Annotated in this window: 26 protein-coding genes; 17 read left to right on the plus strand and 9 right to left on the minus strand. The window is 65.7% G+C overall.

What is annotated here, in order from left to right; translation table 11 throughout:
* Positions 1-332: 332 nt before the first annotated feature.
* Entirely contained in the window at positions 333-2,459 is a 2,127-nt protein-coding gene (locus tag ACH2CY_RS24405; protein WP_395022386.1) for an ATP-binding protein, read from the plus strand.
* Here the strand turns inward: ACH2CY_RS24405 and ACH2CY_RS24410 are convergent.
* A complete protein-coding gene (locus tag ACH2CY_RS24410; RefSeq protein ID WP_395022387.1) occupies positions 2,456-2,749 on the minus strand; it encodes a hypothetical protein in 294 nt (97 codons plus the stop codon). The two genes, ACH2CY_RS24405 and ACH2CY_RS24410, sit on opposite strands and share 4 nt — an antisense overlap.
* 94 nt (positions 2,750-2,843) lie before the next feature.
* Here ACH2CY_RS24410 and ACH2CY_RS24415 point away from each other — a divergent pair, with 94 nt between their 5' ends.
* Complete coding sequence (locus tag ACH2CY_RS24415; protein ID WP_395022388.1) at positions 2,844-3,503, plus strand: glutathione S-transferase family protein; 660 nt, start codon at positions 2,844-2,846, stop codon at positions 3,501-3,503.
* Here ACH2CY_RS24415 and ACH2CY_RS24420 read toward each other — a convergent pair.
* Entirely contained in the window at positions 3,451-4,887 is a 1,437-nt protein-coding gene (locus ACH2CY_RS24420) for an MFS transporter (RefSeq protein WP_395022389.1), read from the minus strand. The two genes, ACH2CY_RS24415 and ACH2CY_RS24420, sit on opposite strands and share 53 nt — an antisense overlap.
* A 122-nt stretch (positions 4,888-5,009) precedes the next feature.
* On the opposite strand from ACH2CY_RS24420, the gene ACH2CY_RS24425 reads away from it, so the two are divergent.
* On the plus strand, positions 5,010-5,363 hold the full coding sequence (locus tag ACH2CY_RS24425) for a cupin domain-containing protein (RefSeq protein ID WP_395022391.1): 354 nt from the start codon (positions 5,010-5,012) through the stop codon (positions 5,361-5,363).
* A 1-nt stretch (position 5,364) separates the two neighbouring features.
* On the opposite strand, the gene ACH2CY_RS24430 is transcribed toward ACH2CY_RS24425, so the two are convergent.
* Together ACH2CY_RS24430 and ACH2CY_RS24435 are read right to left on the minus strand one after the other, a co-directional pair.
* Positions 5,365-5,736, minus strand: a complete 372-nt coding sequence (locus ACH2CY_RS24430; RefSeq protein ID WP_395022392.1) for a DUF983 domain-containing protein — start codon at positions 5,734-5,736, stop codon at positions 5,365-5,367.
* Positions 5,737-5,918: 182 nt separating this feature from the next.
* Positions 5,919-6,101: a DUF465 domain-containing protein gene (locus ACH2CY_RS24435; protein WP_028099835.1), complete on the minus strand. Its 183-nt coding sequence runs from the start codon at positions 6,099-6,101 to the stop codon at positions 5,919-5,921.
* 181 nt (positions 6,102-6,282) lie between these two features.
* Here ACH2CY_RS24435 and ACH2CY_RS24440 point away from each other — a divergent pair, with 181 nt between their 5' ends.
* Genes ACH2CY_RS24440 through ACH2CY_RS24450 form a run of 3 tightly spaced genes read left to right on the plus strand, consistent with a single transcriptional unit; the run spans position 6,283 to position 9,681 of the window.
* Positions 6,283-7,623, plus strand: coding sequence for a dihydroorotase (locus tag ACH2CY_RS24440; RefSeq protein WP_395022393.1), 1,341 nt, complete (start codon positions 6,283-6,285; stop codon positions 7,621-7,623).
* Positions 7,624-7,667: 44 nt separating this feature from the next.
* A complete protein-coding gene (locus ACH2CY_RS24445) occupies positions 7,668-8,678 on the plus strand; it encodes a hypothetical protein (protein WP_395022395.1) in 1,011 nt (336 codons plus the stop codon).
* Positions 8,679-8,700: 22 nt separating this feature from the next.
* Complete coding sequence (locus ACH2CY_RS24450; RefSeq protein ID WP_395022396.1) at positions 8,701-9,681, plus strand: MDR family oxidoreductase; 981 nt, start codon at positions 8,701-8,703, stop codon at positions 9,679-9,681.
* A gap of 161 nt (positions 9,682-9,842) precedes the next feature.
* On the opposite strand, the gene ACH2CY_RS24455 is transcribed toward ACH2CY_RS24450, so the two are convergent.
* Positions 9,843-10,520, minus strand: a complete 678-nt coding sequence (locus ACH2CY_RS24455; protein ID WP_395022398.1) for an XRE family transcriptional regulator — start codon at positions 10,518-10,520, stop codon at positions 9,843-9,845.
* Between the two features lie 222 nt (positions 10,521-10,742).
* Here ACH2CY_RS24455 and ACH2CY_RS24460 point away from each other — a divergent pair, with 222 nt between their 5' ends.
* From ACH2CY_RS24460 to ACH2CY_RS24475, 4 genes are all read left to right on the plus strand, one after another.
* Positions 10,743-10,994, plus strand: a complete 252-nt coding sequence (locus tag ACH2CY_RS24460; protein WP_395022399.1) for a hypothetical protein — start codon at positions 10,743-10,745, stop codon at positions 10,992-10,994.
* A 69-nt stretch (positions 10,995-11,063) separates the two neighbouring features.
* Positions 11,064-11,525 (plus strand): hypothetical protein, encoded by a 462-nt coding sequence (locus ACH2CY_RS24465; RefSeq protein WP_395022402.1) that lies wholly within the window; start codon positions 11,064-11,066, stop codon positions 11,523-11,525.
* A 277-nt stretch (positions 11,526-11,802) separates the two neighbouring features.
* A complete protein-coding gene (locus ACH2CY_RS24470; RefSeq protein ID WP_395022403.1) occupies positions 11,803-13,371 on the plus strand; it encodes a peptidoglycan DD-metalloendopeptidase family protein in 1,569 nt (522 codons plus the stop codon).
* On the plus strand, positions 13,355-13,864 hold the full coding sequence (locus ACH2CY_RS24475; protein ID WP_395022406.1) for a polymer-forming cytoskeletal protein: 510 nt from the start codon (positions 13,355-13,357) through the stop codon (positions 13,862-13,864). The genes ACH2CY_RS24470 and ACH2CY_RS24475 overlap by 17 nt, the downstream gene beginning before the upstream one ends.
* A gap of 89 nt (positions 13,865-13,953) precedes the next feature.
* Here ACH2CY_RS24475 and ACH2CY_RS24480 read toward each other — a convergent pair whose 3' ends face one another.
* Both ACH2CY_RS24480 and ACH2CY_RS24485 read right to left on the minus strand, forming a co-directional pair.
* The gene (locus ACH2CY_RS24480; RefSeq protein WP_395022407.1) at positions 13,954-14,973 is read right to left on the minus strand and encodes a threonine/serine dehydratase; all 1,020 of its coding nucleotides are present in this window, start codon (positions 14,971-14,973) and stop codon (positions 13,954-13,956) included.
* Between the two features lie 122 nt (positions 14,974-15,095).
* The gene (locus ACH2CY_RS24485; protein ID WP_395022409.1) at positions 15,096-17,075 is read right to left on the minus strand and encodes a lytic transglycosylase domain-containing protein; all 1,980 of its coding nucleotides are present in this window, start codon (positions 17,073-17,075) and stop codon (positions 15,096-15,098) included.
* 250 nt (positions 17,076-17,325) lie between these two features.
* Here ACH2CY_RS24485 and dapA point away from each other — a divergent pair, with 250 nt between their 5' ends.
* Positions 17,326-18,204 (plus strand): 4-hydroxy-tetrahydrodipicolinate synthase, encoded by an 879-nt coding sequence (gene dapA, locus ACH2CY_RS24490; RefSeq protein WP_395022410.1) that lies wholly within the window; start codon positions 17,326-17,328, stop codon positions 18,202-18,204.
* Between the two features lie 43 nt (positions 18,205-18,247).
* Positions 18,248-18,727, plus strand: a complete 480-nt coding sequence (gene smpB / locus ACH2CY_RS24495) for an SsrA-binding protein SmpB (RefSeq protein WP_395022411.1) — start codon at positions 18,248-18,250, stop codon at positions 18,725-18,727.
* Between the two features lie 138 nt (positions 18,728-18,865).
* Here the strand turns inward: smpB and ACH2CY_RS24500 are convergent, their stop codons facing one another.
* The gene (locus tag ACH2CY_RS24500; RefSeq protein WP_395022412.1) at positions 18,866-19,513 is read right to left on the minus strand and encodes a uracil-DNA glycosylase; all 648 of its coding nucleotides are present in this window, start codon (positions 19,511-19,513) and stop codon (positions 18,866-18,868) included.
* 5 nt (positions 19,514-19,518) lie between these two features.
* Entirely contained in the window at positions 19,519-20,121 is a 603-nt protein-coding gene (locus tag ACH2CY_RS24505; RefSeq protein ID WP_395022413.1) for an NYN domain-containing protein, read from the minus strand.
* A gap of 126 nt (positions 20,122-20,247) precedes the next feature.
* Here ACH2CY_RS24505 and folK point away from each other — a divergent pair, with 126 nt between their 5' ends.
* The 5 genes from folK to acpS all read left to right on the plus strand — a co-directional run bounded on the left by folK (position 20,248) and on the right by acpS (position 25,312).
* A complete protein-coding gene (gene folK / locus ACH2CY_RS24510) occupies positions 20,248-20,757 on the plus strand; it encodes a 2-amino-4-hydroxy-6-hydroxymethyldihydropteridine diphosphokinase (protein WP_395022414.1) in 510 nt (169 codons plus the stop codon).
* Between the two features lie 116 nt (positions 20,758-20,873).
* Entirely contained in the window at positions 20,874-21,269 is a 396-nt protein-coding gene (rpoZ, locus tag ACH2CY_RS24515) for a DNA-directed RNA polymerase subunit omega (protein ID WP_395022415.1), read from the plus strand.
* Between the two features lie 202 nt (positions 21,270-21,471).
* A complete protein-coding gene (locus tag ACH2CY_RS24520; RefSeq protein ID WP_395022419.1) occupies positions 21,472-23,622 on the plus strand; it encodes a RelA/SpoT family protein in 2,151 nt (716 codons plus the stop codon).
* Between the two features lie 226 nt (positions 23,623-23,848).
* Positions 23,849-24,835, plus strand: a complete 987-nt coding sequence (locus ACH2CY_RS24525) for an aldo/keto reductase (protein ID WP_395022416.1) — start codon at positions 23,849-23,851, stop codon at positions 24,833-24,835.
* A 78-nt stretch (positions 24,836-24,913) separates the two neighbouring features.
* Positions 24,914-25,312 (plus strand): holo-ACP synthase, encoded by a 399-nt coding sequence (gene acpS, locus ACH2CY_RS24530; RefSeq protein WP_395022417.1) that lies wholly within the window; start codon positions 24,914-24,916, stop codon positions 25,310-25,312.
* The last annotated feature ends 165 nt before the right edge of the window (positions 25,313-25,477 follow it).

Below are 25,477 nucleotides of genomic sequence, written 5' to 3' on the forward strand. Positions count from 1 at the left end.
GCGCCGCGACAACGTACTGTCAGGGGAGATTTCCGTTGTCGCACTGCAAAAGATGATGCTGCATAAGCGAAAAGTCAAGCATCTAAAGTGACTCTACGATAACCAGCTAAGCTATTGTCATATAAAAGATAGATGGTCGCTGTTGCAGCGCGGCAACTGTTCAAATCCGAACTTTCTCCGGCGCCCCATCCCGGGAATCGAGACAGGTCCGCCGGAGACCGGGCAAAGCCTCGGAAAGCTTGGACCCAGCGGTCCTAACCGTATATCTCCGTGAACCGCCGGGGGGCCGCTGTTAGACTGCGCGCCCATCTCCGGCGAGATCGGAAGAGCGGGTGGCTCGAGGACAGCAGCAGGACCGGAATCCCTTCAGCGGAAGCGCGAGCAGCATTTCCGGGAAGGGCGAGGCGCGCCTGCGCCGCTGGCTCGACCGCTGGCGCCCCGCGGCGCCGGTGCTGATGCTGTTCGCGATCGGCGTCGGCGCGGTCTTCGGCCTCACCTATCTCGGCGGCGTCGGGCTCGACCGCGAGGCGGCGCAGACTTCGCTGATGGAGATGTCGGGCCAGGTCAGCGACCGCTCGAAGACCCTGGAATCGATCGCGCGCGACTACGCCTGGTGGGATTCCGCGGTCGAGAATCTGGCGATCCGCTTCTCGCCGAACTGGGCCCGCGACAACATCGGCCCGCTCACCATCCCGGCGAGCTACCCGCAGGTCACCGGCATCCTGGCGGTCGGCGGCGACGACCGGGTGCTCTACGGCTTCATCGGCCCGCGCGAGGTCGCGCGCGGCACGCTGCCGGAATTCAGCGGCGGCTTCGCCGAGTTGATGGAAGCGGCGCGCTCGCGCGCGACCGATGTGCCGGTGCCGGTCCATGCCGTGCTCGGCCGCGGCGATGCCGTCTATCTCGCCGCCGCCGCCGCGGTGACACCCTATGCCCGGCCCGCCGGTCCGGCCGCGCCGCAGCCGGTGCTGGTCATGCTGACCGCGCTCGATGCCGCCAGCCTCAACGCGATCGCGCTGGCGACGCGGGTCGAGGGGCTGAAGACCGCCGCGGCGATCGAAGCCGGCGCGATCGGCCAGCCGCTGGTCGGCGCCGACGGCACGCATGTGGCTTATCTCACTTGGCAGCCGCCGCAGCCGGGGCGGCACCTGATCGACCGCCTGCTGATGCCGATCGCGCTGGTGACCTTGCTGCTGGCCGCACTCTGCGTGATGGCGCTCGACCAGATCCTGCGCACCCGCCGCGCCGCGGAGAGCTATGCGGATCTGGTCGCGGCCAAGAATGCCAGCCTGCAGCAGGCCGCGAGCCTGCTCGGCGTCACCATCGATTCGATCGACGAAGGCATCGTCGTGCTCGGCAACGGCGGCGAGATCCGCCATTGGAACCAGACCTACGAGCGGATGTGGAACTTCCCGCCGGGCGTGCTGAAGACCGGGATGAAGCTGCAGGACCTGATCGCCTGGAAGCTGCGCGACGGCGGCTACGAGCTGGTCGACGACGACAACGAATGGTGCGGCGACGCGCCCCCGGCCAAGCGCGGCGAGCGCGAGCCGATCCGGCGCCGTCTCTACCGCGAGCCCAAGGGCCGCCTGATCGAATCCCGCCGCTTCGAGATGCCGGGCGGCGCCGGGCAGATCGGGGTCACCCGCGACCTCACCGACCTTAAAGCCCGCGAGCAGGCGCTGATCGAGGCCCGCGAGCAGGCGGTGGTCGCCAACCGCGCCAAGTCCGAGTTCCTGGCCAATGTCAGCCACGAGCTGCGCACGCCCTTGAACGCGGTCATCGGCTTCTCCGAGGTGCTGGAGGTCGAGCTCTACGGCGCAATCGAGAACCCGCGCTACCGCAGCTACATCCGCGACATCCGCAGGAGCGGGCTGCATCTCTTGAGCCTGATCAACGACATCCTCGACTTCTCCAAGCTCGAGGCCGGCAAGCTGGAGCTGCGGCTGGAGCTCTGCGACTGCTCGGCCATCGCCGACGACGCCGCCCACCAGGTCAGCCACCAGGCCGGCGAGCAGGGGCTGACTTTGGTGATGGACCTGCCGGCGACGCCGCTGGTGATCCAGGCCGACGCCCGCGCCGTGTTCCGAGCCCTGCTCAACATGCTGTCCAATGCGGTGAAGTTCACGCCCGCGGGCAGCGTCACGCTGCGCTACCGGCGCAACGCGGAGGGTGCGGCGGTGTTCAGCGTCGCCGATACCGGCATCGGCATCGCCGCCGCCGACATTGAGAAGGCCCTCTCGCCCTTCGGCCAGATCGACAGCGACATCGCGCGCCGCTACCGCGGGACGGGATTGGGTCTCTCGATCGTCAAGGGCATCTGCGAGCTGCACGGCGGCAGCATCGACATCGACAGCGAAGTCGGCGTCGGCACCACGGTCACCATCGTGATCCCCGACCAGCGCCGCCGCGGCCTGCCCGGCATCAAGGTCACGCCGCGCGAGCCCGCGGCGGTCTAATCGCAGCAGCCGGGATTGCCGTCTTCGGCATTCAACGCCGCGGCCAGGGATTCGCGCCGCTGCGCGGTCGCGACGTCTTCCGCCGGAGGCATCAAGTCCCAGGGCCCCGCCGCGCCGGCCGGCGCCCGGTGAAATTGCCCGTCGGCCCGCCAGGCACAGGCGCCCAGCATCGGCACCTCGCCGGAGATCAACCCGTTCTCGGGGTCGACCGCGGTGATCCGGGCTTCGCGCCGGTCGCGGGTCTTCAGCACCATGCCGGGGCGGCAATGCGCGAGGAAATCGAAGCTCATGCCGCGAGGATAAGCCGGGCAAGCCGCCGGTCAAGAAAGTTGACCGGCTTTCCGCGCCGCCGGTAACTTGCGGCCTAGAGCAGGGGAAGGCGCATTGGCGGAAATCGAGCTCCATGGCCCGGCGAACAGCAGCTTCGTCTGCGCGGCCCGGGTCGCGCTGGAGGAGAAGGGCGTCCTCTATAACCTGATCGAGCCCGACATCCTGCGGGCCCGCGGCTTCCGTCTCGCCGACCTCTTGCGCTACCTCGCTGCGCAGCAGCCCAGATTGGTCGAGGGCGATTTCGCGCTGTTCGATTGCGATTCAATCCTGCGCTATGTCGATGAGGGTTTCGAAGGCCCGTTGCTGCAGCCCTCGGCCGCGCGCCCGCGGGCAATGATGGTCGAGATCCAGGGCATCATCCGCGAATACCTCTATCCCGCGGCGATCGGCAAGATCGCGACCCAGCGGCTGTTCGCGCCCTTCCTCGGCAGCGCCACCGACCTGCGCCTGGTCGAGGAGGCGGTGCAGCCGATGACCGATGCCCTGCAGGCGATCGAGCAGATCTCGCTCGCGGCACACGACGGCGAGAAATCCGAGCTCCTGATCGGGCCGCAGGTGACCCTGGCCGACATCGCGCTGATGCCGATCGCCTCCTACCTCTCCATGACGCCGGAAGGGCAGAAGGCGATCGCCGCCTCCAGGCGTCTCGCGCGCTGGTGGCTCAGTGTGTCGCGCCGGCCGAGTCTGGCGCGGTCCTGGCCGGGTTTGGGCTAGCCGCCAGCAGGCTGGTGAAACGCAAGGCGAAGAGCAGCGCTCCCACCGGCGCCAGCACGCCGATCCCGAACACCGTCAGCACCGCATGTGACACGTCGGCCGGCAGCAGCGCGTCGGTCAGCCCTGCGCCGTTGGCGATCACGCCCGCCGCCGCCGCGCCGAAGGCAATGCCCAGCGAGCGGATCGTCGGAATGGAGGAGGCGGTCAGCGTCTCCTCGCCGGCCCGCGCATGCCGCATGGTGGCCGCGGTCACATGGAGATTCGAGCAGCCGAGGCCGAGGCCAACCAATCCGTTCAGCATCGGGATGACGTAGGTCGGCACCTGCTCCATGCCGAAGGCGAGGGCCGCGAGGCCGGTCACGCACATCACCTGCCCGGCGATGATCGCGATCGAGGCGGCGCGGCCGTGGAGATGCGCGGTCGCCATCGAGGCCGCGGTCCATGAGACCGCGAGGCTCGCGGTCATGTAGCCCGCGACCAGCGGATCGACGCCATGCAGCACCTGCAGCGCCAGCGGCAGGAAGACGCCGATCACCGTATGGGTCATCGAGGAGAGGAAGAATACCCAGCTCGCCGACCCGGTCGTGGTATTCGGCGAGAAGGGATGGCTGGGGAAGAGCTTCGCCGCCCCCGCCGCATCCAGCCGCAAGGTCTGCCAGACCAGCAGCACGGAAGCCGCGATCAGCGCCGCCTGCACCGCGATACTGTGCCAGTTGCTGGCCACGCCGACGCAGAGCACGCCGAGGCTGAGCAGCGCCATGCGCCGCCAGGGAAAGCCGTGCTTGGGCGGCGTGGCGCTGCGCTCCGGCAGGCCGAACCAGGCCGCGGCCATGAAGCCGATGATGATCGGCGCGTTGATCCAGAAGGCGCCGCGCCAGAATCCGTATTCCGCGAAGGTGCCGCCGACCGCCGGGCCGATCAGCGCGGCGACGCCCCAGGTGGAGGAAATGAGCCCGAGGATGCGCTTGCGCAACCGCTCCGGATAGAGCTCGGAGACCAGCGCCATCGACAGCGAGATGATGAGGCCGCCGCCGAAGCCCTGCACCAGCCGCGCCGCCAGCAGCACGAACATCGCCGGGCTCAGCGCGCAGGAGACCGAGCCCAGCAGGAACAGCAGCGAGCCCAGGCAATAGGCGCGGCGCGCGCCGAACTTCGCCTTCATCGGCGAGCCGGTCGCGGCGCCGATGATCGAGGCCACCATGTAGAGCATGGTGGTCCAGGAGTAATAGCTGGCGCCGCCGATATCGCGCACCACCGAGGGCATCACCGTGGTGACGATGAAGACATCAACCGCATGCAGGCCGATGCCGAGATTGAGCATGATGGTGTAAAGGCCGAGCCCGTCCTTGAAGACGGCGCCCCATCCGACTTTTTGTTCTGGCACGAAGACCTGCGCGGGAACTGCACCTGCGGGAAGCTGCCGCCGACTATAGAGTTCCCGGGGGTGATGTCAAAACGCCGCAGGCCTGTGCTAAGTACACCGCATCCGCCAGCAAGGAGCGCGTTATGTCGAATGCCATTGTTCGTTTTGGGGCCAATCCGCCCGCGGTCGAGGCGGGCAAGCCCGACAACCCGATCTCCGGCGCGCCGGTGACCAGGTTGCAGAACTACTTCACCGATCAGACCGGCCAGTTCTTCTCCGGCATCTGGGAATCCTCGGTCGGCAAATGGCCGGTCAGCTACAGCGAGAGCGAGTTCTGCGCGATCCTGGAAGGCAAATGCGTGCTGACCGACGCCGCCGGGAAAGCCGAGACCTTCTCGAAGGGCGACAGCTTCGTCATCCCGAGCGGTTTCGCAGGCACCTGGGAAACGGTCGAGCCGGTCCGCAAGCTCTACGCGATCTTCGAGGCGAAGAGTTGAGCTACTCCGCCGGGTGGCGGTGCTCGGAGGCCTGGCTGGAATAGATGGCGCCCATGACGCCGCCTTTGATCAGCGGCAGCAGCACGCCCATCATCACCACCGCGACCGGCACCCAGAGCGACTGCACCCACATCGGCGGATGCCCGAGCTGCTCGGTGAACAGCACGCCGGCGATCACCACATGGCCGACCAGGAACACGGTGAAATAGGCCGGCGCGTCATCGGCGCGCAGCGGCTCGAAGGCGAGGCCGCAGGATGCGCAGGATTCGGCGGGCGTCAGATAGCCGGCGAACATCTTGCCCTTGCCGCAGCGCGGGCAGCTGCGCTTCAGGCCGCGCATCAGTGCTTCGGTCCAGGTCGGTCGGGAGGACATGATCATGTGCACCGGGGCAATTTGATAAGCGTCAATTTAGCGGAATTCCGCCCCGCATCCATGTGACCGGTTGTCGCTTAAACTCATTCTAAACGAGAGGTAAACGGCGCCCCGCCGTGGGAGAAGGAGGGCTGAAAGCGATTGGACGCTAAGCGATGATGCCGCTTACGCGATGATGCCCCTTACGCGATGATGTCGGGCAGCAGCTTCGATTCCAGCTTGATGATCTGATCCTTGAGCGCGAGCTTGCGCTTCTTCAGGCGCTGGATCTGCAGCTGGTTGAACGGCGAGGTCTCGGCGAGCCGCTGGATCACGTCGTCGAGGTCGCGGTGCTCCGACCGCAGTTCCTCGAGCTTGACCCGCATTTCTGTGACGCTGGGTATCACGCTCAATGCTTGCTCCTCCCGTTGCCCGGCATTCTATCCCAAGCCCCCGGCTATCCCAAGTCCCGCGAAGTCAGGGGCGAGGTCATGGACTTGCGCGCCGGGGTCCGGAGCCTTAGACATCAGGTCACAACCTCCCCAGCAGCCCGGAAATCAGCCCCGGATGGAAAATTCCTTCGACTTGACGGTTATCGGCGGGACGGTCTGGACCGTCAGCGGCCCGACCGAGACCGATATCGGCATCAAGGGCGGCCGAGTCGCTGCTTTCGGCGATCTTTCCCGGGCTAAGGCCGCGCAAAGCATTGCCGCCAGGGGCCTGACCGTGCTCCCGGGTGCGATCGACACCCAGGTGCATTTCCGCGAGCCCGGACTTACCCACAAGGAAGACCTGGAAAGCGGCACCGCGGGCGCCGCGCTCGGCGGCATCACCGCGATCTTCGAGATGCCCAACACCAACCCGAACACGCTCGACGGCAAGGACATCCAGGACAAGCTCGACCGTGCCAAGGGCCGCAGCTGGGTCGACCATGCCTTTTTCGTCGGCGCCTCGGACGAGAATATCGAGACGCTGGCCCAGACCGAGCTGGTCCCGGGCTGCTCCGGCGTGAAGATCTTCATGGGCTCCTCCACCGGCAGCCTGCTGGTTGCGGAAGACGACAGCCTGGAACGCGTGCTGGCCAACGGCCGCCGCCGGGTCGCGATCCACGCCGAGGACGAAGCGCGGCTGCGCGAGCGCCTCGCCTTGGTCAAAGGCGGCGCAGACCCCGCGATGCACCCAGTCTGGCGCGACGAGGAGACCGCGCTCCGCGCCACCAAGCGCATCATCGCGCTGGCCCGCAAGACCGGCCGCCGCATCCACATCCTCCATGTCTCGACCGGCGACGAGGTGCCGATCCTCGCCGCCAACAAGGACCTGGTGACGATGGAATGCCTGACGCATCATCTCACCTTCGCCGCCCCCGAATGCTACGAGCGGCTCGGCACCTTCGCCCAGATGAACCCTCCCGTGCGCGACGCCCGTCACCGCGAGGCACTCTGGCAGGCGGTGCGCGACGGCGTGGTCGATTGCATCGGCTCCGACCACGCGCCGCATACCAAGGAGGAGAAGGCGAAGCCCTATCCGCAGTCGCCCTCCGGCATGCCCGGCGTGCAGACCCTGCTGCCGATCATGCTCGACCACATGAACGCCGGACGGTTGACGCTGCAGCGCGTGGTAGATCTCACCAGCGCCGGCCCGGCCCGGATCTTCAACATCGCCGGCAAGGGCCGCATCGCCTTGGGCTACGACGCCGACCTCTCGATCGTGGATCTGAAGGAAAAGCGCGAGATCACCAACGACTGGATCCGCACCAAATGCGGCTGGACGCCTTATGCCGGCATGAAGATTACCGGCTGGGTCAAGTCAACGGTGATCCGCGGCAACATCGTCATGCGCGACGATGAGCTGCTGGAGAAGCCGATCGGCGCCCCGGTGCGGTTCACGGAGACGCTGGCAAGGGCCTAAGCTGCCGGCTTTCCGCGGCCCACAAAACCGCTAGACTGGCGTCCATGCGGACGCGCTCTCTCCTGGGCATTTTGTTTGCCGGCCTGATCGTGGCGGGTTTGGTTAGATTCGCCCGCGCCGATGAAGTGCCCCCGGATGCCAGCTTGAAGCTCCAAGGCGATGCCACGTTCGATGTCGAGCTGCAACGGCGTAAGACGCCTGTTTGCGGCGTTGAATGGGACTTCCTTTTTGCCAAGAAGGATATTGATTTCAGTCTGGTCTGGATCGGTGACGGAATCGATCGGCGGCACTTCGTGCTGAAGACCGAAGTGTGGCGGCATTCCGTGGATGGCCAGTGCGAATTCGCCGAGCTGGTCGATCGCATGGATGTCTCGGTATTCGACGCGTCGGCCGGCAACGCTACGCCTCTCTATTCACTGTCGCTTGCTCCCGAAGTGCATGATGAATTCACGGACCTTTCCATTGCCGAAACCGTTGGGCCGTTCCTGAAGCTCTATACGGGTGAAAGGGACGGTCGCGCCGACCATTTCAAGGATCCCGGCGGTCCTTACCGCTACTACGACCTTCGCAGCGGCAAGCTGCTGTTTCTCGCCGATGAATTGGGCTCGGTTGCCGAACTAACGGTGAAGGGCGCAACAGACGCCAGTCGTTTCATCGGCCTCAGCGTGCGCCGCGGCACGATCGCTGCAGGGAGCGAGGAAGACAAGGCCGGCTATGTCGCAACCGTGACCTATGCGTCGCGCGACGGCATCTTGCAGCAAGCCAAGGTCCTCGGCATTTCCGGGCCGGCGATTCGGTATGACGAGCTCAACCCACGCATCACGCTCATCGGCGGCAATGTCTATGGTGGCGATTTGATCGGCGGTGAGGCCGCCAAGTCCGGCGGAGAGATCGTCTTCCGGCCGGGCGCGAGCGACGCGGAAACCTTCGACGGCTGCACCGTCCGTGTCGCGCTGACCGAGAGCATCACCCTGGATATTCCGCTGACCAAAGACCGCCTGGATTTTGTCGCCGCCGGCCGGCTGACCGGCTTCACACTATCCGTCATTCAGTGACCAACCGCAGAGAGATGCGTTGATGTTCAAAGCCCTGGTGTTGGAAGAGAAGGACGGCAAGGTCATCTCGTCGATCCGGCAGGTCGACGAGGCGAAGCTGCCGGAGGGCGATGTCACCGTCGCGGTCTCGCATTCCACCTTGAATTACAAGGACGGGCTGATCCTGCTGGGGCAGGGGCGGCTGGTGCGGCAATACCCGCATATTCCCGGCGTCGATTTCGCAGGCACCGTGCTTGAGAGTGCGCATGAAGGTTTCAAGCCCGGCGATGCCGTCGTCTTGACCGGCTGGCGCGTCGGTGAGGCGCGCTGGGGCGGCTATGCCGAGAAGGCGCGGGCCAAGGGCGACTGGCTGGTGAAGATCCCCGCCGGCCTCGACGCGCGCCGCGCCATGGCGATCGGCACCGCGGGCTTCACCGCGATGCTGGCGGTGATGGCGCTGGAGGAGCACGGTCTCACGCCGGCCAAAGGCCCGGTGCTGGTGACCGGCGCCGCCGGCGGCTTGGGCAGCGTCGCAACCGCGATCCTGGCCAAGCTCGGCTACAAGACGGTCTGCTCCACGGGACGCGCCGAGACGCATGACTATCTCAAAGGCCTCGGCGCAGCCGAGATCATATCGCGCGAGACCATCGCCAAGCCGAGCGGCAAGCCGCTGGACAGCGAGGCCTGGGCCGGCGTTATCGATTCCGTCGGCGGCGCGACGCTCGCGACCGTGTTGTCGCAGGTGATGTATCACGGCTCGGTGGCGAGCTGCGGCCTCGCCGGCGGTGCCAAGCTGGAAACCACGGTCGTCCCGTTCCTGCTGCGCGGCGTCAACATCCTCGGCATCGATTCCGTGATGTGCCCGATCGAACGCCGCCGCGTTGCCTGGTCACGCCTCGCCAAGGATCTGCCGGTGGAGAAGCTGGAGTCCACGATCCAGACCGCGACGCTCGAGAACATCGCCGGCTTCGCGCCGGAGATTCTGGCCGGCAAGGTGCGCGGGCGGGTGGTGGTGGAGATATAGCGCGGCGCATTGCGTCGTTGCCCGATTGAACGCAAGAGCTTCAAGAAGCTCCGTCATCCCGGGACTTGGTCCCGGGATCCACGCCTTTTCTTCTTTCGAGATCCAAGGCGTGGATCCCGGCGCCTAGCGCCGGGATGACGACCGAGTGAATCCAGCGGAACTCACCCCGCTTCCGCGGCCCCGGTGATCCGCACGATCTTCCGCACATTTCCCGCCTTCAGATGCACGTCCTTCGCCGGGTTGAATTGGCGCAGCACGACTTCGTCCTCGTTGCGGCGGAGGAATTGGCGGATCAGGCCCTGGCCGTCGGCGAGCTCGACCGCGACGAAGCAGTTCTTGGTCAGGGGCCGGTTCGGATTCACATAGAGCAATTCGCCGGCGTAGTAGCGCGGCTCCATCAGGTCGCCGTCCATGTAGAGCGCCAGTGCGTTGAACACGCCTTTGAGGTTGGCTGGGCGCTCGACGAATTCCTTGGCCTCGCCCTGGATGAACAGGAAGCCGTCGCCGTCGCCCTTGACCGTGCCCATGACCGGCAAATCGCGTTGCGCTTGCGTTGCGGCGGCGCGGGCGGGCGCGCTCTCGCGGCGCTGGTTGACCGGCTGTCCGGCCTCGATGCCGGCGAGGCCCAGCACCGCACCGGATTCGACGCCATGCGGCACGAAGATCGCCTCGAGATCGCGCGCCAGCTCGAAGGGCAGAAAGCGGCGCTTATAGCGGTCCTCGTAATGCTGATAGCGGGTGAGACTCCAGCCCAAGGCCTCGGAGACGGCGCGCATCGTCAGCCCGGCCTGCTCGCGCAGTTCCTTCAAGCGACGTGCAGCTTCCGAAATCTCCGTCATTCACCGCTCCGGCATCGCAGCGCCCCGGGCGGGGCCTGCTTCACCGCATAATACGTTTTTCGGAGAGGGTGTCCATGCGTAAAGCCGCTTTCGGAGCTGGCGTGGAAATCTTCTCGCCAAAACAATGCGCTGGCGGGAACAAACCGCTGGCCCGCTGCGTTTCGGGCGGGATTTGGTTTCCGGTTCGGGGCCGCGGAAGCCGCAGGCGTACAGGGACGAAACATGGGCCTCTATCTGGTTGTCGCGACACGCGACCTCACCGCGGCGGTAACCGCCCTCTTTCCCGCCTTCTATATGCCGCTCCGGCGCTGCGCTCTGGTCGCCTATGACGGCGGCGCGGGTGAACTGGCGCGCCGGCTTGACCTCGGCTGCAGCGGCGGCCCGGGCATCCTGGTCACGGACGCGGGCGGCCGCGTTGCGCGGGTTGCGGCGAGCCTCGCCGTCGCGCTCATCTCCTTGGGCGTGCTGACGTGAGATGCTTGATCGACTATCATCGCGGTGATGAAGCGAAGCGCAGCATTGTTGCGGAGGATGCACAGGCTCTTGGGCGCGGTTTTGGCGGCGGCGGCGTTTGCGTATTGCATGCCGGCGGCGGTGGCGCAGAGCACCGAGCCGGAGAAGCCGGCCGACTTCAAGGCCATGCAAACGCCGGGCATGCCCGCGCCGCTCACGACCACGCCGGGCGCGTCACTGATCACGCCCGCAACCGGCGCCGTCAATCCGCCGGCGGGCTTCACCGGCAGCAAGATGGTGATGACCCAGCGCGTGTGGCAGGACTACGTCAAATACCTGCGCAACGACGTCGCGATCGGCTATGGCCTGTTCATGATCACGGTCGATGGCCAGGCTTCCGACGTGAAATCGTGCCGAAATTATGCCTGCCAGATCAGCCCGATCACGCGAACCGCCGCGCTGGACGAATGCCGGGCGAAATTGAACAAGCGGCGCTGCATCGTCTTCGCGGAAGGCCGCGACATCAAATACGCCTATCAGGTCGTCCCCTGAGGGGAGAATCCAGGCCCGGTGCAACCCGATTCCGGAGCCTGGGACTGTGACCGGATTAAGGCAGTTTCCCGGCTCATCACAAGGCCTTAACGGCGAGATTTTGGGTTGCCATATGCGGCTTGGGGATATAAAGCTAGCCGCACAATAATAATAAAATTGCTCATGACCTGCTGGGGATCTGAGCTTGTGTTCGCGTTCATTGGAAAGTTCAGTCGGGTCGACGGGGGCGGTGCTGCATAAAATGCCGGTAACGAGATTCCTGCGCATAAGAGAGAAATTGCAGGCGGTCTTCGCGACGCGCGACGTGATCTTGCGCAGCGACGGCCGCATCCGTTACCTGCGGCTGACCGCGCGGACTCAAGTCGTCAGCGTCGTGGCGCTGACCGTGATCGGCTTCTCGGCGATCACCGCGTCGATCGGCATGAGCGTGCAGCAGCTCTCGATCCGCGGCCATGACATCGAGGTGCGCAACGCCGACGATGCCTATACGCGGCTGCTGACCGAGGTCACCGGCTATTTCGACCAGTTCTCCAAGAGTGCCAACGTCGCGGTCGCCGACGAGACCTATCTGCTCGGTCTCTCCGACGACGAGAGCGCCGCGCGCCGCCGCCTCGCCGGCGGAACCGCGTCGGGCGACTTCTGGACCCTGACCGCCGCAAGCCCTGAGGAGCAGCAGGCTCTGCGCGAGAAGCTGCGCCTGGCGCTGCGCGACAAGCTCGCCTCCTTCGACACCGACCTGCAGCGCATCGCCGCGCGCAACCAGTCCTTGAGCAAGCAGCTGGTCGACGTGCAGCACAAGAACACCGCGCTGACCGACGAGCGCGACAGCGTCACCGAGGACCGCGACCGGCTGGCGCGCGAGGTGGCGGCCCAGCACAACGAGAACCTGGCGCTGAATTCCCGCCTCGCCCAGCTGACCGAGACCAGGAGCCGGCTCGATGCCGAGCTCGCGGCCGAGGCCGAGAAGCAGGACGCGCTCAACCGGCAGCTCGCCGATCTGCAGCGCCAGCTCGAAGAGACCAAGGTCGCCAATCTCGACCTCACCCGCCAGGTCGCGCAGAACCAGCGCGCGCTCTCGACCGTGATCGCCCAGCGCAACCTGGTGCAGACCGACCGCACCGACATGGCCGGCACGATCGAGGATCTGAAGCAGCGCCTCTCCACCCTGCAGGAAAGCCAGGCGAGCTTTGTCAGTCATCTGACCGAGCGCACCCGGCAGAACCTCTCCGACATGGAGAAGACGGTGCAGATGACCGGCCTCAAGGTCGATGATCTGCTGCGCCTCACCTCCGAGCCCGGGATGGGGCAGGGCGGTCCGTTCATTCCCGCCCCGACCGACACCAAGGATTTGAACGAGAAGAAGCTGCTGGAAAGCGTCGCCACCCTCGACGACGAGGTCGGCCGCTGGGAGAAGCTGCAGGTGATCCTGCGTTCGCTGCCGCTCTCGACCCCGGTGGACCGCTACTACATCTCCAGCGGCTTCGGCGAGCGCACCGACCCGCTGAACGGCGAGGCCGCCATCCACGAAGGCCTGGACATGGTGGATTCCATCAAGTCCGACGTGATGGCGACAGCTCCCGGCCGGGTAATTTTTGCCGGCTGGCGCGGCAGCTACGGGCGGGTGGTCGAGATCGACCACGGCCTCGGCATCATGACGGTTTACGCCCACCTCGATTCGGTCCTGGTAAAGGTCGGGGACTTGGTGGATTATCGGCAGACGATCGGCAAACTCGGCAATTCAGGCCGGAGCTCGGGGGCACACGTCCATTACGAGGTCCGCTTCGAGGGCAAGCCGCTCGATCCCATGGGCTTCTTGAAGGCAGGGCGGTATGTTTTCAAAGGCTAACAAGCAGAGCCAGTCCACCTCGATGATGGACGGCGGCAGCAAGCCGGTCACCAAGGCCAGCGTGCCCTCGATCATCAGCCCGGATCTCCGGATCAACGGCGACATGGTCTGCAGCGGCGACATCCAGATCGACGGCTGGGTCGAAGGCGACATCCAGAGCCGCAACGTGACCGTCGGCGAAGGTGCCACCGTCCACGGCGCGGTGCAGGCCGAGAACGTGAAGATCTGCGGCATCGTCAACGGCCAGATCCGCGCCGACAACGTGGTGCTCGAGAAGACCGCCCGCGTCACCGGCGATATCCTGCACAAGTCGCTCTCGATCGAGCAGGGCGCCTTCCTCGAAGGCATGTGCAAGCGGATCGACTCTTCGCCGGCCGCTCCGGTGCTCGACAAGGGCCTGCTGGCCAAACCGGTCGGCGCACCGAAGGATCGCGTGCTGGGCCTCGGCAACACCGAACCCCTGGTCCCCACCGACAAGGCCGCGGTGAACTAGGGCCTCAAGTCGTCATCCGCGGGCTTGACCCGCGGATCTCGTGCCGATTGGAAACAGATGCCCGGGTCAAAAGCCCGGGCTTCTTCGTTTCAGGGGATCGCGAAATCCTCGCCGTCCAGCGCGCGCTTCAGCATCTCCGGGTCGGCATTGCCGCCGGATGCCACCACCGCGACCGTCTTGCCCCGGAACTTATCGCGGTTGAGCAGGGCGCAGGCCAGCGACGAGGCGCCGCCCGGCTCCATCACCAGCTTCAGCCGCGTCAGCGCGAATTTCATCGCCTTCAGGATATCGGCATCGCTGGCGGCGAGGCCGCCGCTGAGCAGCGCCTTATGCACCGGGAAGGTGAGCTCGCCCGGGATCGGCGACATCAGGGCGTCGCAGATCGAGACCGAGCCCGGCGCATTGCCGACCCGCTTGCCCTCCATGAGCGAGCGCTGCAGGTCGTTGCAGGTCGCGGGCTCGGCGGCATAGACCTGCGCCGCGGGCCAGAGATGCTTCACCGCCGCGGCGACGCCGGCGACGAGGCCGCCGCCGCTCGCCGGCGCGATCACCACATCCGCCTTCATCCCCAGCGCCTCGGCCTGCGCGCAGAGCTCCAGCCCCGACGTGCCCTGTCCCGCCATGATCGCCGGGTCGTCGTAGGGCGGCACCATCACCGCGCCGGTCTTGGCCGCAATGTCGCTGGAGATCTGCTCGCGGGATTCCGTGTGCCGCTTGTAGAGCACGACTTCGGCGCCGAGCGCCTTGGTGTTCTCGATCTTGATCCGGGGCGCGTCGTCCGGCATCACGATGGTCGCCTTGAAGCCGAGCATCGCCGCCGCCGCCGCGACGCCCTGCGCGTGGTTGCCGGAGGAGAAGGCGACCACCGCGCGTGCCCCGGGGTTCTGCTCCTTGACGATCATCAGCTTGTTGCAGGCGCCGCGAAACTTGAACGAGCCGGTGCGCTGCAGAGTCTCGGCCTTCACCAGCAGGCGGAAGCCCAGCGCATCATCGAGCTGCGGATAATGGAGCAGCGGCGTCTTCACCGCCTTGCCGGCGATCCTTTTCGCGGCGGCTTCGACATCGGCAAACTGCACCGCCAAGCCGGCGGAATTTTCCAAGCTGTCCATGGACCCGTGCCTTGCAAGCATTGAAGAGCGGATACTCTTCCACAGCTTGGCACGTCACAACAACCATCCCCGCGCGCGCAATTGTATGCCGACAATACCGGCCGGAGCAGGCTTGCGATGCTTCAGTTGACGGCGGCGCGCCGGAGATCGTCGTCCAGCGCCAGCTTGGAGGGACCCTTGGTCAGGCGGCTGCGATAGACCTGCAGGTTCTCCATCACGCGCTGTACGTAGTTCCGGGTCTCGTCGAAGGGGATGCTCTCGATCCAGTCCACCACATCGGTGTCGGCCTGGCGCGGGTCGCCATAGGTGTCCATCCACTGCCGCACCCGGTTGGGCCCGGCATTATAGGCCGCGGTCGCCAGCACATAGGAGCCGCCGAAGCGATCGACCAGCTTGTCGAGATAAGCCCGGCCCAGCGTGATGTTGAACTTCGGGTCCGAGGTCAGCCGCGAATCCTTGAACTTCGCGACCTTCAATTGCTTGCCCATCTGCTTGGCGGTGTCGGGCATCAGCTGCATCAGGCCCATGGCGCCGGCGGGGCTCACCGCCTGGGCGTTGAAGGCACTCTCCTGGCGGATCAGGCCGAGCACGAAGGCGGGCTCGACCTTGCCGCCGGCCGGGACCGAGATCACCGGGAAGAGATAGTCCGCCATCTCGGCGCCGCTCTGCCGCGCGTTCTTCGCCGCCATCAGCGCCAGGTCGTCCTGGTCGCTCTGCCGCGCCAGGATCGCCAGCATGCGGTAGTCGGCCAGCTTCTCGTCGGCGTCCTGGATCAACCGCACCAGGAAGGGCCGGGTGCGCTCCTTGACGCCGATCGCGTTCAACGCGCGGATCACCCGCACCAGCTCCTGCTTGTCGAAGGCGTTGGTCTCCTTCGTGGTCGGCTTCGGCTCGACCTTGATGCGGAGCGCGGTGCTGGTGCCGAGCCGCATCGCCGCGAGCTGGCCGTAATAGACGGTGAGGTTTGCGGAGGCGAGCTTGTACCACTTGTCCGCCGCCTTCTTGTTCTTGCGGACCTCCTCGGCGCGGCCGGCCCAATAGGCGCCGCGCGCCTTGGAGAAGACCGAGCTGGTGCCGTTGTAGAGATTGGAGAAGTGGCGCACCGCCGTGTCCGGCTCCTGCAGGAAGCGGAGCGCGATCCAGCCCGACAGCCACTCGCCGTCGGCAAAGGCGGTGCCGCTCTCCGAGCCATGGCTCGCGGCCAGCCGATAGGCGATCGAGACCGAGCCTTCGTCCAGCGCGTCGCGCGCCGCATTCTCGATCTCGCCCCAGAGCTTATCCGGCTTGCGCGCCTTCAGGGGCGGTGTGTCGAGCGCCGCCGCGGCCTTCTGGAACTCGTCCTGGCGCCGCCAGTACCGCGCGGTCTCGAACACCAGGCCGGGGTCGAGCTTCAGCTTGGCCGGCACCGCGGCCAGCGCCGCTTCGGCGCTGCTCGCCTCGTCGGCGAGCTTCATGCGCGCGACCGCGACCAGCCGGTAGCCGTCATCCACGCGGTCGAGCATGCGCTTGGCGGCATCCTGGTCCCCGTCCCAGAGCAGCAGGTCGAGCCGCGCCACGTGATCGGCCGGGCGCAGGAAGGAGCCGGCGGCATCCAGGAAATCGCTCTCGTCGTCGGAATCGAAATCGAGATCCATCCAGGCGGCGCGGGCGATCTTGGCCGCCGCCTCGGCGGCACCGCTGTCGGAGAGCGCCGCGATCAGCCGGGTCGCGCCTTTCGGCGTCTGCGGCGCGCGGTCCTTGAACCAGGCGATCACCGATTTCGCCGGCATGCCCTCGGGCATGGCGCGCTCGGCCTGGGCCTGCAGGCTGCCCATGCGCGGCCATTTCGGGTTCTTGCCCATGAAGGCGGAGATCTCGTCGAAGGAACGGCCCGGACCCGGCCGGCTCAAGTTCAGCCAGAGGATCACCTTGCGCGGCAGCGGGTTCTTGGCCTTGGCCGCGATCGTCATCGCCTCGCCCCAGCGGTCCTTGGAGACCGCCGCGAAAGCCTGCTTGTAGATCGCAATGTCGCTGCTGCTGAGGCCGCCCGCATCGGCGCGCGCTCCGCCCGAAACCAGACCCAAACCCAGCAAGACCAGCAGAAGAAGTCCAACCCGCCGCACGGCGCTACCCCGATATCTGCCCGAAACCACGACTCGGGCTCCGAAAGATTTCCGTGGCATTATAGTCGTTTAGAAAGCTTTTCTCAAATTGCATCTCCGGCGAATCGCCGGGTTTCCCGGCGACTTGCAGGTTCGAGGCCCGCCCGATATGTTCGCCGCGCGCCGAAACCCACCGGTTCAAGCCTCAATTGAACCAGGGCCTTGGTGTAGACTGGGTTAACAAGAACACGCGGGACGCGGCGAGGGCAGGATGTTCAAGGGATCGATCACGGCTTTGATGACACCGTTCAAGAACGGCGCGGTGGACGAGCAGGCCTTCCAGAAATTCGTCGCCTGGCAGATCGCCGAGGGCATCAACGGCGTGGTTCCCTGCGGCACCACCGGCGAAAGCCCGACCCTCTCCCACGACGAGCACAAGCGCGTGGTCGAACTCTGCATCGAGGTCGCCAAGGGCAAGGTGCCGGTCATCGCCGGCACCGGTTCCAACTCGACCGACGAGGCGATCGACCTCACCAAGCATGCCGAGCAGGCCGGCGCCGACGCGGCGCTGATCGTGCTGCCCTATTACAACAAGCCGACGCCGGAAGGGCAGTTTCAGCACTTCAAGGCGATCCACGACGCCACCAACATCCCGATCGTGATCTACAACGTGCCGCCGCGCTCGGCCGTCGACATGTCGGTCGACACCATGGCGCGCTGCGCGAAATTGGAGCGCGTGGTCGGCGTCAAGGACGCGACCGCCGATCTCGCCCGGCCGATCCGTACCCGCATCGCCATCGGCAAGGATTTCTGCCAGCTCTCCGGCGAGGACGCGACCGCGCTGCCGTTCCTGATCCAGGGCGGCCATGGCTGCATCTCGGTCACCTCCAACGCCGCGCCGAAACTGACCTCGGAAATGCACGCCGCCTGGCGCAAGGGCGACATCGACACCGCGATGTCGATCAACGAGAAGCTGATGCCCTTGAACGACGCGATGTTCTGCGAGACCAGCCCCGGCCCGGTCAAGTTCGCCATGTCGCTGCTCGGGCATGGCACGTCCGAACTGCGTCTCCCGCTGGCGCCGATCGCGGATTCCAGCCGCGCCAAGGTCGAGGCGGCGATGAAGAAAGTGGGCTTGATCGGACAGTAGGGGCTGCTTATTTCATGCCCCCGCTGTATCTATTGAAACCACGATGGCCCGCGACACTTCCAAAGACCGTTTCGCCGCGCAGAACCGCAAGGCGCGGCACGACTTTTTCATCGAGGACACGCTCGATGCCGGCATGGTGCTGACCGGCACCGAGGTGAAGTCGCTGCGCCTCGGGCGCGTCAGCATCAACGAGGCCTTCGCCACCGAGAAGGACGGCGAGATCTGGCTCTACAACGCCTATTTCCCGGAATACGAATCCGCCAACCGCTTCAACCACGAGCCGCGCCGCCCGCGGAAGCTGCTCCTGAAGCATCGCGAGATCAAGAAGCTGCACGGCCAGACCGAGCGCCAGGGGATGACCTTGATCCCGCTCTCGATCTACTTCAACGAACGCGGCATCGCCAAAATGCAGCTCGGCCTGGCGCACGGCAAGAAGAAGGTCGACAAGCGCGCGACCGAGAAGGAGCGCGACTGGAAACGCGACCAGCACAAGCTGCTGAAGACCCGCAGCCGCGGGGATTAGCGCAGGTCGATAGAATCTTTGCGTCGCACCCCCACCTTACCTGCCCCGAAGACGGGGGAGGAAGAAGGCTGGCGCCTCGCAAAAACCCCTCCCCCGTCTTCGGGGGAGGCTGGGAGGGGGTGCCCCACACTCGGTGCCCTAAATCCCCGCCGCCCGCTTCGCGATCCCGATCGCGTTCTCGAACATCGCCGGCGTCAGCACGCCGGTATTGGTGTTGTAGCGCGAGCAATGATAGCTATCGACCAGGGTGACGCCGCAATTCAGCACATGCGTCGCCGCATGGGCGAACTTGAACCGGCTCTTCTTCTCGCCCAGCGCCTTCAGCGCCGCGTCATGGGCGATGGCACCCAAGGCCAGCATCACCTTCGCATCCGAGGCCAGGATCTCGGGTTTGAGGAACTGGTTGCAGGTGGTGATCTCGACCGGCAGCGGCTTGTTCTGCGGCGGCACGCAGCGCACCGAGTTCACGATCCGGCAGTTCACCAGCTGCAGCGTGTCGTCCGGCCGCTCCTCATAAGTCCCGGTGGCCAGCCCCAGCTTCAGCAAGGTCGCGAACAGCAGATCGCCGGCCCAGTCGCCGGTGAAGGGCCGCCCGGTGCGGTTGGCGCCGTGCAGTCCCGGTGCGAGGCCGACGATCAGCAGCTTCGCGTCATGCGGCCCGAAGCAGGGCACCGGCGCGTTGAAGTAGTCCGGCAAAGCCGCGCGGTTGGCGTCGCGGAACTCCTTCAGCCGCGGGCAGAGCGGGCAATCGAGACTGGGGGTCGGAATCCCGGCGGGCGAAGACACGGGGCTTAAGCGCCACGCTCCTCGGCGGGCTCCGGGGCCGGGCTCCTCGCGTCATTGCCTTGGGGCTTTGCCGCATGCTGCCGGGCGATTTCCGGCATGAGCTCCGTGAGCTCGACGAACACATCGGCCTGCCGGCGCAATTCGTCCGCCACCATCGGCGGCTGCGATTTTACCGTCGAGACCACCGAGACCCGCACGCCGCGGCGCTGCACCGCCTCGACCAGCCGGCGGAAATCGCCGTCGCCGGAGAACAGCACCACATGGTCGAGATGCGCCGACATGTCGAGCACGTCGATCGCCAGCTCGATGTCCATGTTGCCCTTGATCTTGCGCCGGCCCATGGCGTCGGTGAATTCCTTGGTCGGCTTGGTCACCATGGTGAAGCCGTTATAGTCCAGCCAGTCCACCAGCGGGCGCAGCGGCGAGTACTCCTGGTCCTCGATCAGCGCCGTGTAATAGAAGGCGCGGATCAGCCGGCATTGCTCCTGGAAGTATTTCAGCAGCCGCTTGTAGTCGATGTCGAAGCCGAGCGCCCGGGCCGCGGCATGCAGATTGGCGCCGTCGATGAAGAGCGCCACGCGCTCCTCCGGATAAAAACGCGTCGTCATATGAATTGTCCTTCCCAGGAAATCGCTTTAAGTATCAGCCGCTGCTTATGAGCAGCGTGCGTCTAGTAAAATCACGCCGGTCCGGCATTTCAACTGCGATTTTGGCACCATCGAGACGGGTTCGTTATGACCAAGGCGGGCGTCTATATCGGCCTCGGCGCCAACCTGCCGAGCCCCGAACACGGCACGCCGCGCGCGACGCTTGAAGCGGCGATCGCCGCGCTGGAAGCCCAGGGTCTCGCCGTGGTCGCGCGCTCGCCCTTCTACGAATCAGAACCCGTGCCGGTTTCCGATCAGCCCTGGTACCTCAACGCCGTCGTCGAGGTCGCAACCGATCGCGACGCCGTCGCGACCCTCGCCTTGCTGCATTCGGTTGAAAATGCCTTCGGCCGGGTCCGCAACATCCGCAACGAGGCCCGGGTGCTGGATCTCGACCTGCTGGACCACCGCGGGACTTTGCGCCAAGGGCCGGATTCGCCCCTGCTGCCACATCCGCGTCTCGCCGATCGCGCCTTCGTGCTGCTGCCGCTGCGCGACATCGCACCCCACTGGCGCCACCCGGTCAGCGGCCTTACCCCGGCTGAATTGTTGGAATCATTGCCGGAAGGGCAGCGGATCCGCCGCCTCAGCCCTTGAATCCGGCGCCTTGCGCGTGTTGCATGGCCTGATCCCGCCCGCGCAACTGGACTCGCGCGTTCATAAACAATATATTCGTTACAACAACTTGGCTTCGTTCTTGGAGATTGTCTCGAATGGCACGCGTTACAGTTGAAGATTGCGTCATGAAGGTTCCCAACCGCTTCGACTTGGTGATGGTCGCGGCGCAGCGCGCGCGGGAGATTTCCGCCGGTGCGCAGCTGACCCTCGAGCGCGACAACGATAAGAACCCGGTCGTCGCCTTGCGCGAGATCGCGGACGAGACCGTCAACATCGCCTCGCTCTCTGAATCGGTCGTGACCGGTCTGCAGAAGCATGTCGAGAACGACGAGCCGGAAGAGGAAGGCCAGGGCTTCGGGGTCGGCGCCGGCGAGGACATGCTGGCCGAGATGCAGCAGGCCCAGATCTCCGAAGAGGACGCCGAGGACGCCGACATGGCGATCGACGGCGAATTCGAAGATGCCGCCGAGGCCGAGGGCACAGAGGACTGAGCGGGACGAAGCGGGGCGCAGGCCTCGCGGGCTTCGCCGGTTCGGCGAGGCACTGGGATCGCTTGTAAGCGGATCGATCACTGGAGGGAATTGGCGATCGAGGCGTGCGGCGGATCAAGCTCTCGGCGTTTCGCAGCAGGACGCGGATAACGCACATGAGGCGGAGGAGACCGCCTCTCGGGAGTTTGGTGCTGAAGTGTCGATGATCCGTCAGTTCGAGCTGGTCGAACGAGTCAAAGCCTACGATCCAGGCGCGGATGAGGACACCCTCAACCGCGCCTATGTTTTCTCGATGAAGGCGCACGGCTCGCAGTCGCGTGCCAGTGGCGATCCCTATTTCTCCCATCCGCTCGGCGTCGCCGAGATCCTGACCCGCCTGAAGCTCGACACCGCCTCGATCGTCACCGGCCTGCTCCACGACACCGTCGAGGACACCGAGGCGACGCTGGAGGAGATCGAGGAGCTGTTCGGCGCCGAGATCGGCCGCTTGGTCGACGGCGTCACCAAGCTCTCGCGCCTGGAGCTGCAGTCCGACAACACCAAGCATGCGGAGAACTTCCGCAAGCTGGTGCTGGCGATGTCGAACGACATCCGCGTGCTGCTGGTGAAACTGGCCGACCGCCTGCACAACATGCAGACGCTCCACTTCATCAAGCAACCGGAGAAGCGCCGCCGCATCGCAGTCGAGACCATGGAGATCTATGCGCCGCTCGCCGAGCGCATGGGCATGCACCAGCTGAAGGACGAGCTCGAGAACCTCGCCTTCGCCGAGGTCAATCCCGACGCCTACCAGTCGATCACCCAGCGCCTGCAGTTCCTGCGCGAGCAGGGCACCGACCTCAGCAACAAGGTCGTGGCCGAGCTCGAGAAGGTGCTGAAGGAGCAGGGCGTCGCCTGCACCGTGTCGGGCCGCGAGAAGACGCCTTACTCGATCTGGCGCAAGATGCAGAAGAAGCAGGTCGAGTTCGAGCAGCTCTCCGACATCATGGCCTTCCGGGTCATGGTTGAGGACGTGCCGACCTGCTACCAGGCCCTGGGCGTGCTGCACAGCAGCTATTCGATGATCCCGGGCCGCTTCAAGGATTTCATCTCGACGCCGAAGCCGAACGACTACCAGTCGCTGCATACCGGCATCATCGGCCCGCATCGCTTGCGCATCGAGGTGCAGATCCGCACCCGCCAGATGCACGAGGTCGCCGAGATGGGCGTCGCCGCCCATTGGGCCTACAAGCAGGGCACCGAGAAGATCGACGGAAGGCAGTATCGCTGGCTGCGCGAGCTCCTGGACATCCTGGAGCATGCCTCCGGACCGGAAGAGTTCTTGGAGCATACCAAGCTCGAGATGTTCCAGGACCAGGTGTTCTGCTTCTCGCCCAAGGGCGATCTCATCGCCTTGCCGCGCGGCGCCTGCCCGGTCGATTTCGCCTATGCGGTCCACTCGGAGATCGGCGACCGCTGCGTCGGCGCCAAGATCAACGGCCGCATCGTGCCGCTCCGCACCGTGCTCACCAACGGCGACCAGGTCGAGATCGTGACCTCGCGGGCGCAGACGCCGTCGCCGACCTGGGAGCGCTTCGTCGTCACCGGCAAGGCCCGCGCCTGTATCCGCCGCTTCATCCGCACCCAGCAGCGCAACCAGTATGTCGAGCTCGGCAGGGCGCTGCTGTCGAAGGAATTCCAGCACGGCGGCTACGAATATTCCGACAAGGCGCTCGACGGCGTCCTGAAGAAATACAAGGCCGAAGATGCCGACGACCTGGTCGCGCAGGTCGGCGAAGGCCTGGTGGCGGCGCGCGAAGTGATGGTCGCGGTCTTCCCCGGCTCGCGCACGCCGGCCGCGCCGGCCGAGAAGGTCATCCCGATCGGCCGGAAGAGCCAGAAGTCCAAGGGCGGCGCCTTCGCGCTGCCGATCCGCGGCTTGATCCCCGGCATGGCGGTGCATTTCGCCGGCTGCTGCCACCCTTTGCCCGGCGACCGCATCGTCGGCATCGTGACCACCGGGAAGGGAGTCACCATCCACACCATCGATTGCGAGACCCTGGAAGGCTTCGCCGACACGCCGGAACGCTGGATCGACGTCTCCTGGGAAAAGGACAACGACGGCGACGACAGCTTCCACACCGGCCGCCTCAACGTGGTGATCGCGAATCAATTGGGTTCGCTCGGCTCCTTGACGACGGTGATCGGCAAGAACAACGGCAACATCATGAACCTGAAGATCGTCAACCGCTCGACCGACTTCTTCGAGATCCTGATCGACGTCGAGGTGAAGGACGTGAAGCACCTCACCAACATCATCGCCGCGCTGCGCGCCACCCCCAACATCAACTCGGTCGAACGCGCCCGGGGCTGAGTTCGCGCTGAAAGGCAGAGTTTGGGGCACCCCCACCCAACCCTCCCCCGAAGTCCGTCGGCGAAGGCCGACATGCGTCGGCGTGGAGGGCTTTTCTTTTCGCGCTGCGCAGGGCATTTCTTTCCCTCCCCCATCTTTGGGGGAGCCGCCCGTCTTCTCCCTCCCCCGGCTTCGGGGGAGGGTTGGGGTGGGGGTGCCCCACAATGACTGTCAGGGAGTTTCAAAGATGCACCCACGCCCCTTCAGCCGCACCGGTTGGCAGGTCAACCCGATAGGCTTTGGCGCCTGGGCGATCGGCGCCGATTGGGGCGCGGTCTCGGACCGTGACGCCGAGGCGGCGCTCAATGCCGCGCTCGACAAGGGTGTCAACTTCATCGACACCGCCGATGTCTACGGCATGGGCCGTTCCGAGAAGCTGATCGCCAGGGTGCTCAAGAGCCGCGGCGGCAAGAAGGACATCGTCGTCGCCACCAAGGCCGGCCGCAAGCTCAGCCCCCATGTCGCCGAAGGCTACACGGTCCCGGCGATCACCGGCTTCGTCGAGCAGTCGCTGAAGAATCTCGAGGTCGATGCGCTCGACGTGCTGCAGCTGCATTGCCCGCCGACCCCGGTCTATTCCAACGCCGCTTTGTTCGACGGGCTGGAGAAGCTGGTCCAGGCCGGCAAGCTCAAATACTACGGCGTCAGCGTCCAGGACGTGGACGAGGCGGTGAAGGCGATGGACTATCCGATCGTCAGCATCCAGATCATCTTCAACATGCTCCGGCAGAAGCCGATCGACAAACTGTTCGACCTCGCGAAGAAAAAGAACGTCGCCATCATCGCCCGCGTGCCTTTGGCCAGCGGTCTCTTGACCGGCAAGATGAAGCCCGACACCAAATTCGGCCAGGACGATCACCGCAACTACAACATCCACGGCGAGGCCTTCGACGTCGGCGAGACTTTCTCCGGCGTGCCCTATGACATCGGCCTTGCGGCGGTGGAGAAGCTGCGCCCGCTGGTTCCGGGTGGCGCCACGATGGCGGCCTGGGCGTTGCGCTGGATCCTGATGCACGACGCCGTCACCGTCGCGATCCCCGGCGCCAAGAACGTGGCGCAGGCGGAAAGCAACGCGGCAGCCGGCGACCTGCAAGCGCTCACCCCGGAGCAGATGGCCGCGGTCCGCCAGATCTACGATTCGGACATCCGCCCGCTCGTGCATCATCGCTGGTAGAAAGATCCCCCTCTCCCCTTGCGGGAGAGGGCCGGGGTGAGGGGTCGACGGGTCTATCCGTTTGGGAGCGAAACTTTAGTGATCATCGGCATCGGCAACGACATCATCGACATCCGGCGCATCGAGAAGACCATCGAGCGTTTCGGCGACAAGTTCATCCAGCGCATTTTCACGCCGGTCGAGCAGGCGAAGTCCGACCGCCGCGCCAACCGCGCCGCCTCCTATGCGAAACGCTATGCGGCGAAAGAGGCCTGTTCCAAGGCGCTCGGCACCGGCTTCCGCGCCGGCATCTTCTGGAAAGACATGGGTGTGGTGAATCTGCCGAGCGGCAAGCCGACCATGGCCCTGACCGGCGGCGCGCTCGAGCGCCTGAAAGCCATCACCCCGCCCGGCATGGTCCCGCAGATCGACATCTCGATCACCGACGAAGAAGAGATGGCCTACGTGATCGTGATCATCTCGGCAAATCCAGCGTGAATACGTTCACGCTTGTACCGTCTCACGCAACGTCAAGACCCTTGTATCTCTCCGACTCGCGGCAGCGATTATAGTCGCAGCGGCGGTGGCGGGCGGGAGACCGATAGGCCCTTGGTCTTGAAGGCCGTGGGTGAGCTTGGATCCCCGGCCGTCGTTCCTGTGAAC

Source organism: Dongia sp. (assembly GCF_041905885.1).
In the GTDB taxonomy this organism is placed as follows: domain Bacteria; phylum Pseudomonadota; class Alphaproteobacteria; order Dongiales; family Dongiaceae; genus Dongia.

Excerpts from the sequence above, each read along its gene's own strand:
- ACH2CY_RS24525 (WP_395022416.1), top strand. The coding sequence starts at position 23,849 with ATGCACCCACGCCCCTTCAGCCGCACCGGTTGGCAGGTCAACCCGATA.
- ACH2CY_RS24475 (WP_395022406.1), top strand. The coding sequence starts at position 13,355 with ATGTTTTCAAAGGCTAACAAGCAGAGCCAGTCCACCTCGATGATGGAC.
- ACH2CY_RS24460 (WP_395022399.1), top strand. The coding sequence starts at position 10,743 with ATGGGCCTCTATCTGGTTGTCGCGACACGCGACCTCACCGCGGCGGTA.
- ACH2CY_RS24480 (WP_395022407.1), bottom strand. The coding sequence starts at position 14,973 with ATGGACAGCTTGGAAAATTCCGCCGGCTTGGCGGTGCAGTTTGCCGAT.
- rpoZ (WP_395022415.1), top strand. The coding sequence starts at position 20,874 with ATGGCACGCGTTACAGTTGAAGATTGCGTCATGAAGGTTCCCAACCGC.
- ACH2CY_RS24505 (WP_395022413.1), bottom strand. The coding sequence starts at position 20,121 with ATGACGACGCGTTTTTATCCGGAGGAGCGCGTGGCGCTCTTCATCGAC.
- smpB (WP_395022411.1), top strand. The coding sequence starts at position 18,248 with ATGGCCCGCGACACTTCCAAAGACCGTTTCGCCGCGCAGAACCGCAAG.
- ACH2CY_RS24435 (WP_028099835.1), bottom strand. The coding sequence starts at position 6,101 with ATGCGGGTCAAGCTCGAGGAACTGCGGTCGGAGCACCGCGACCTCGAC.
- ACH2CY_RS24450 (WP_395022396.1), top strand. The coding sequence starts at position 8,701 with ATGTTCAAAGCCCTGGTGTTGGAAGAGAAGGACGGCAAGGTCATCTCG.
- ACH2CY_RS24430 (WP_395022392.1), bottom strand. The coding sequence starts at position 5,736 with ATGTCCTCCCGACCGACCTGGACCGAAGCACTGATGCGCGGCCTGAAG.
- ACH2CY_RS24445 (WP_395022395.1), top strand. The coding sequence starts at position 7,668 with ATGCGGACGCGCTCTCTCCTGGGCATTTTGTTTGCCGGCCTGATCGTG.
- ACH2CY_RS24520 (WP_395022419.1), top strand. The coding sequence starts at position 21,472 with ATGATCCGTCAGTTCGAGCTGGTCGAACGAGTCAAAGCCTACGATCCA.
- ACH2CY_RS24425 (WP_395022391.1), top strand. The coding sequence starts at position 5,010 with ATGTCGAATGCCATTGTTCGTTTTGGGGCCAATCCGCCCGCGGTCGAG.
- ACH2CY_RS24410 (WP_395022387.1), bottom strand. The coding sequence starts at position 2,749 with ATGAGCTTCGATTTCCTCGCGCATTGCCGCCCCGGCATGGTGCTGAAG.
- dapA (WP_395022410.1), top strand. The coding sequence starts at position 17,326 with ATGTTCAAGGGATCGATCACGGCTTTGATGACACCGTTCAAGAACGGC.
- ACH2CY_RS24455 (WP_395022398.1), bottom strand. The coding sequence starts at position 10,520 with ATGACGGAGATTTCGGAAGCTGCACGTCGCTTGAAGGAACTGCGCGAG.
- ACH2CY_RS24440 (WP_395022393.1), top strand. The coding sequence starts at position 6,283 with ATGGAAAATTCCTTCGACTTGACGGTTATCGGCGGGACGGTCTGGACC.
- folK (WP_395022414.1), top strand. The coding sequence starts at position 20,248 with ATGACCAAGGCGGGCGTCTATATCGGCCTCGGCGCCAACCTGCCGAGC.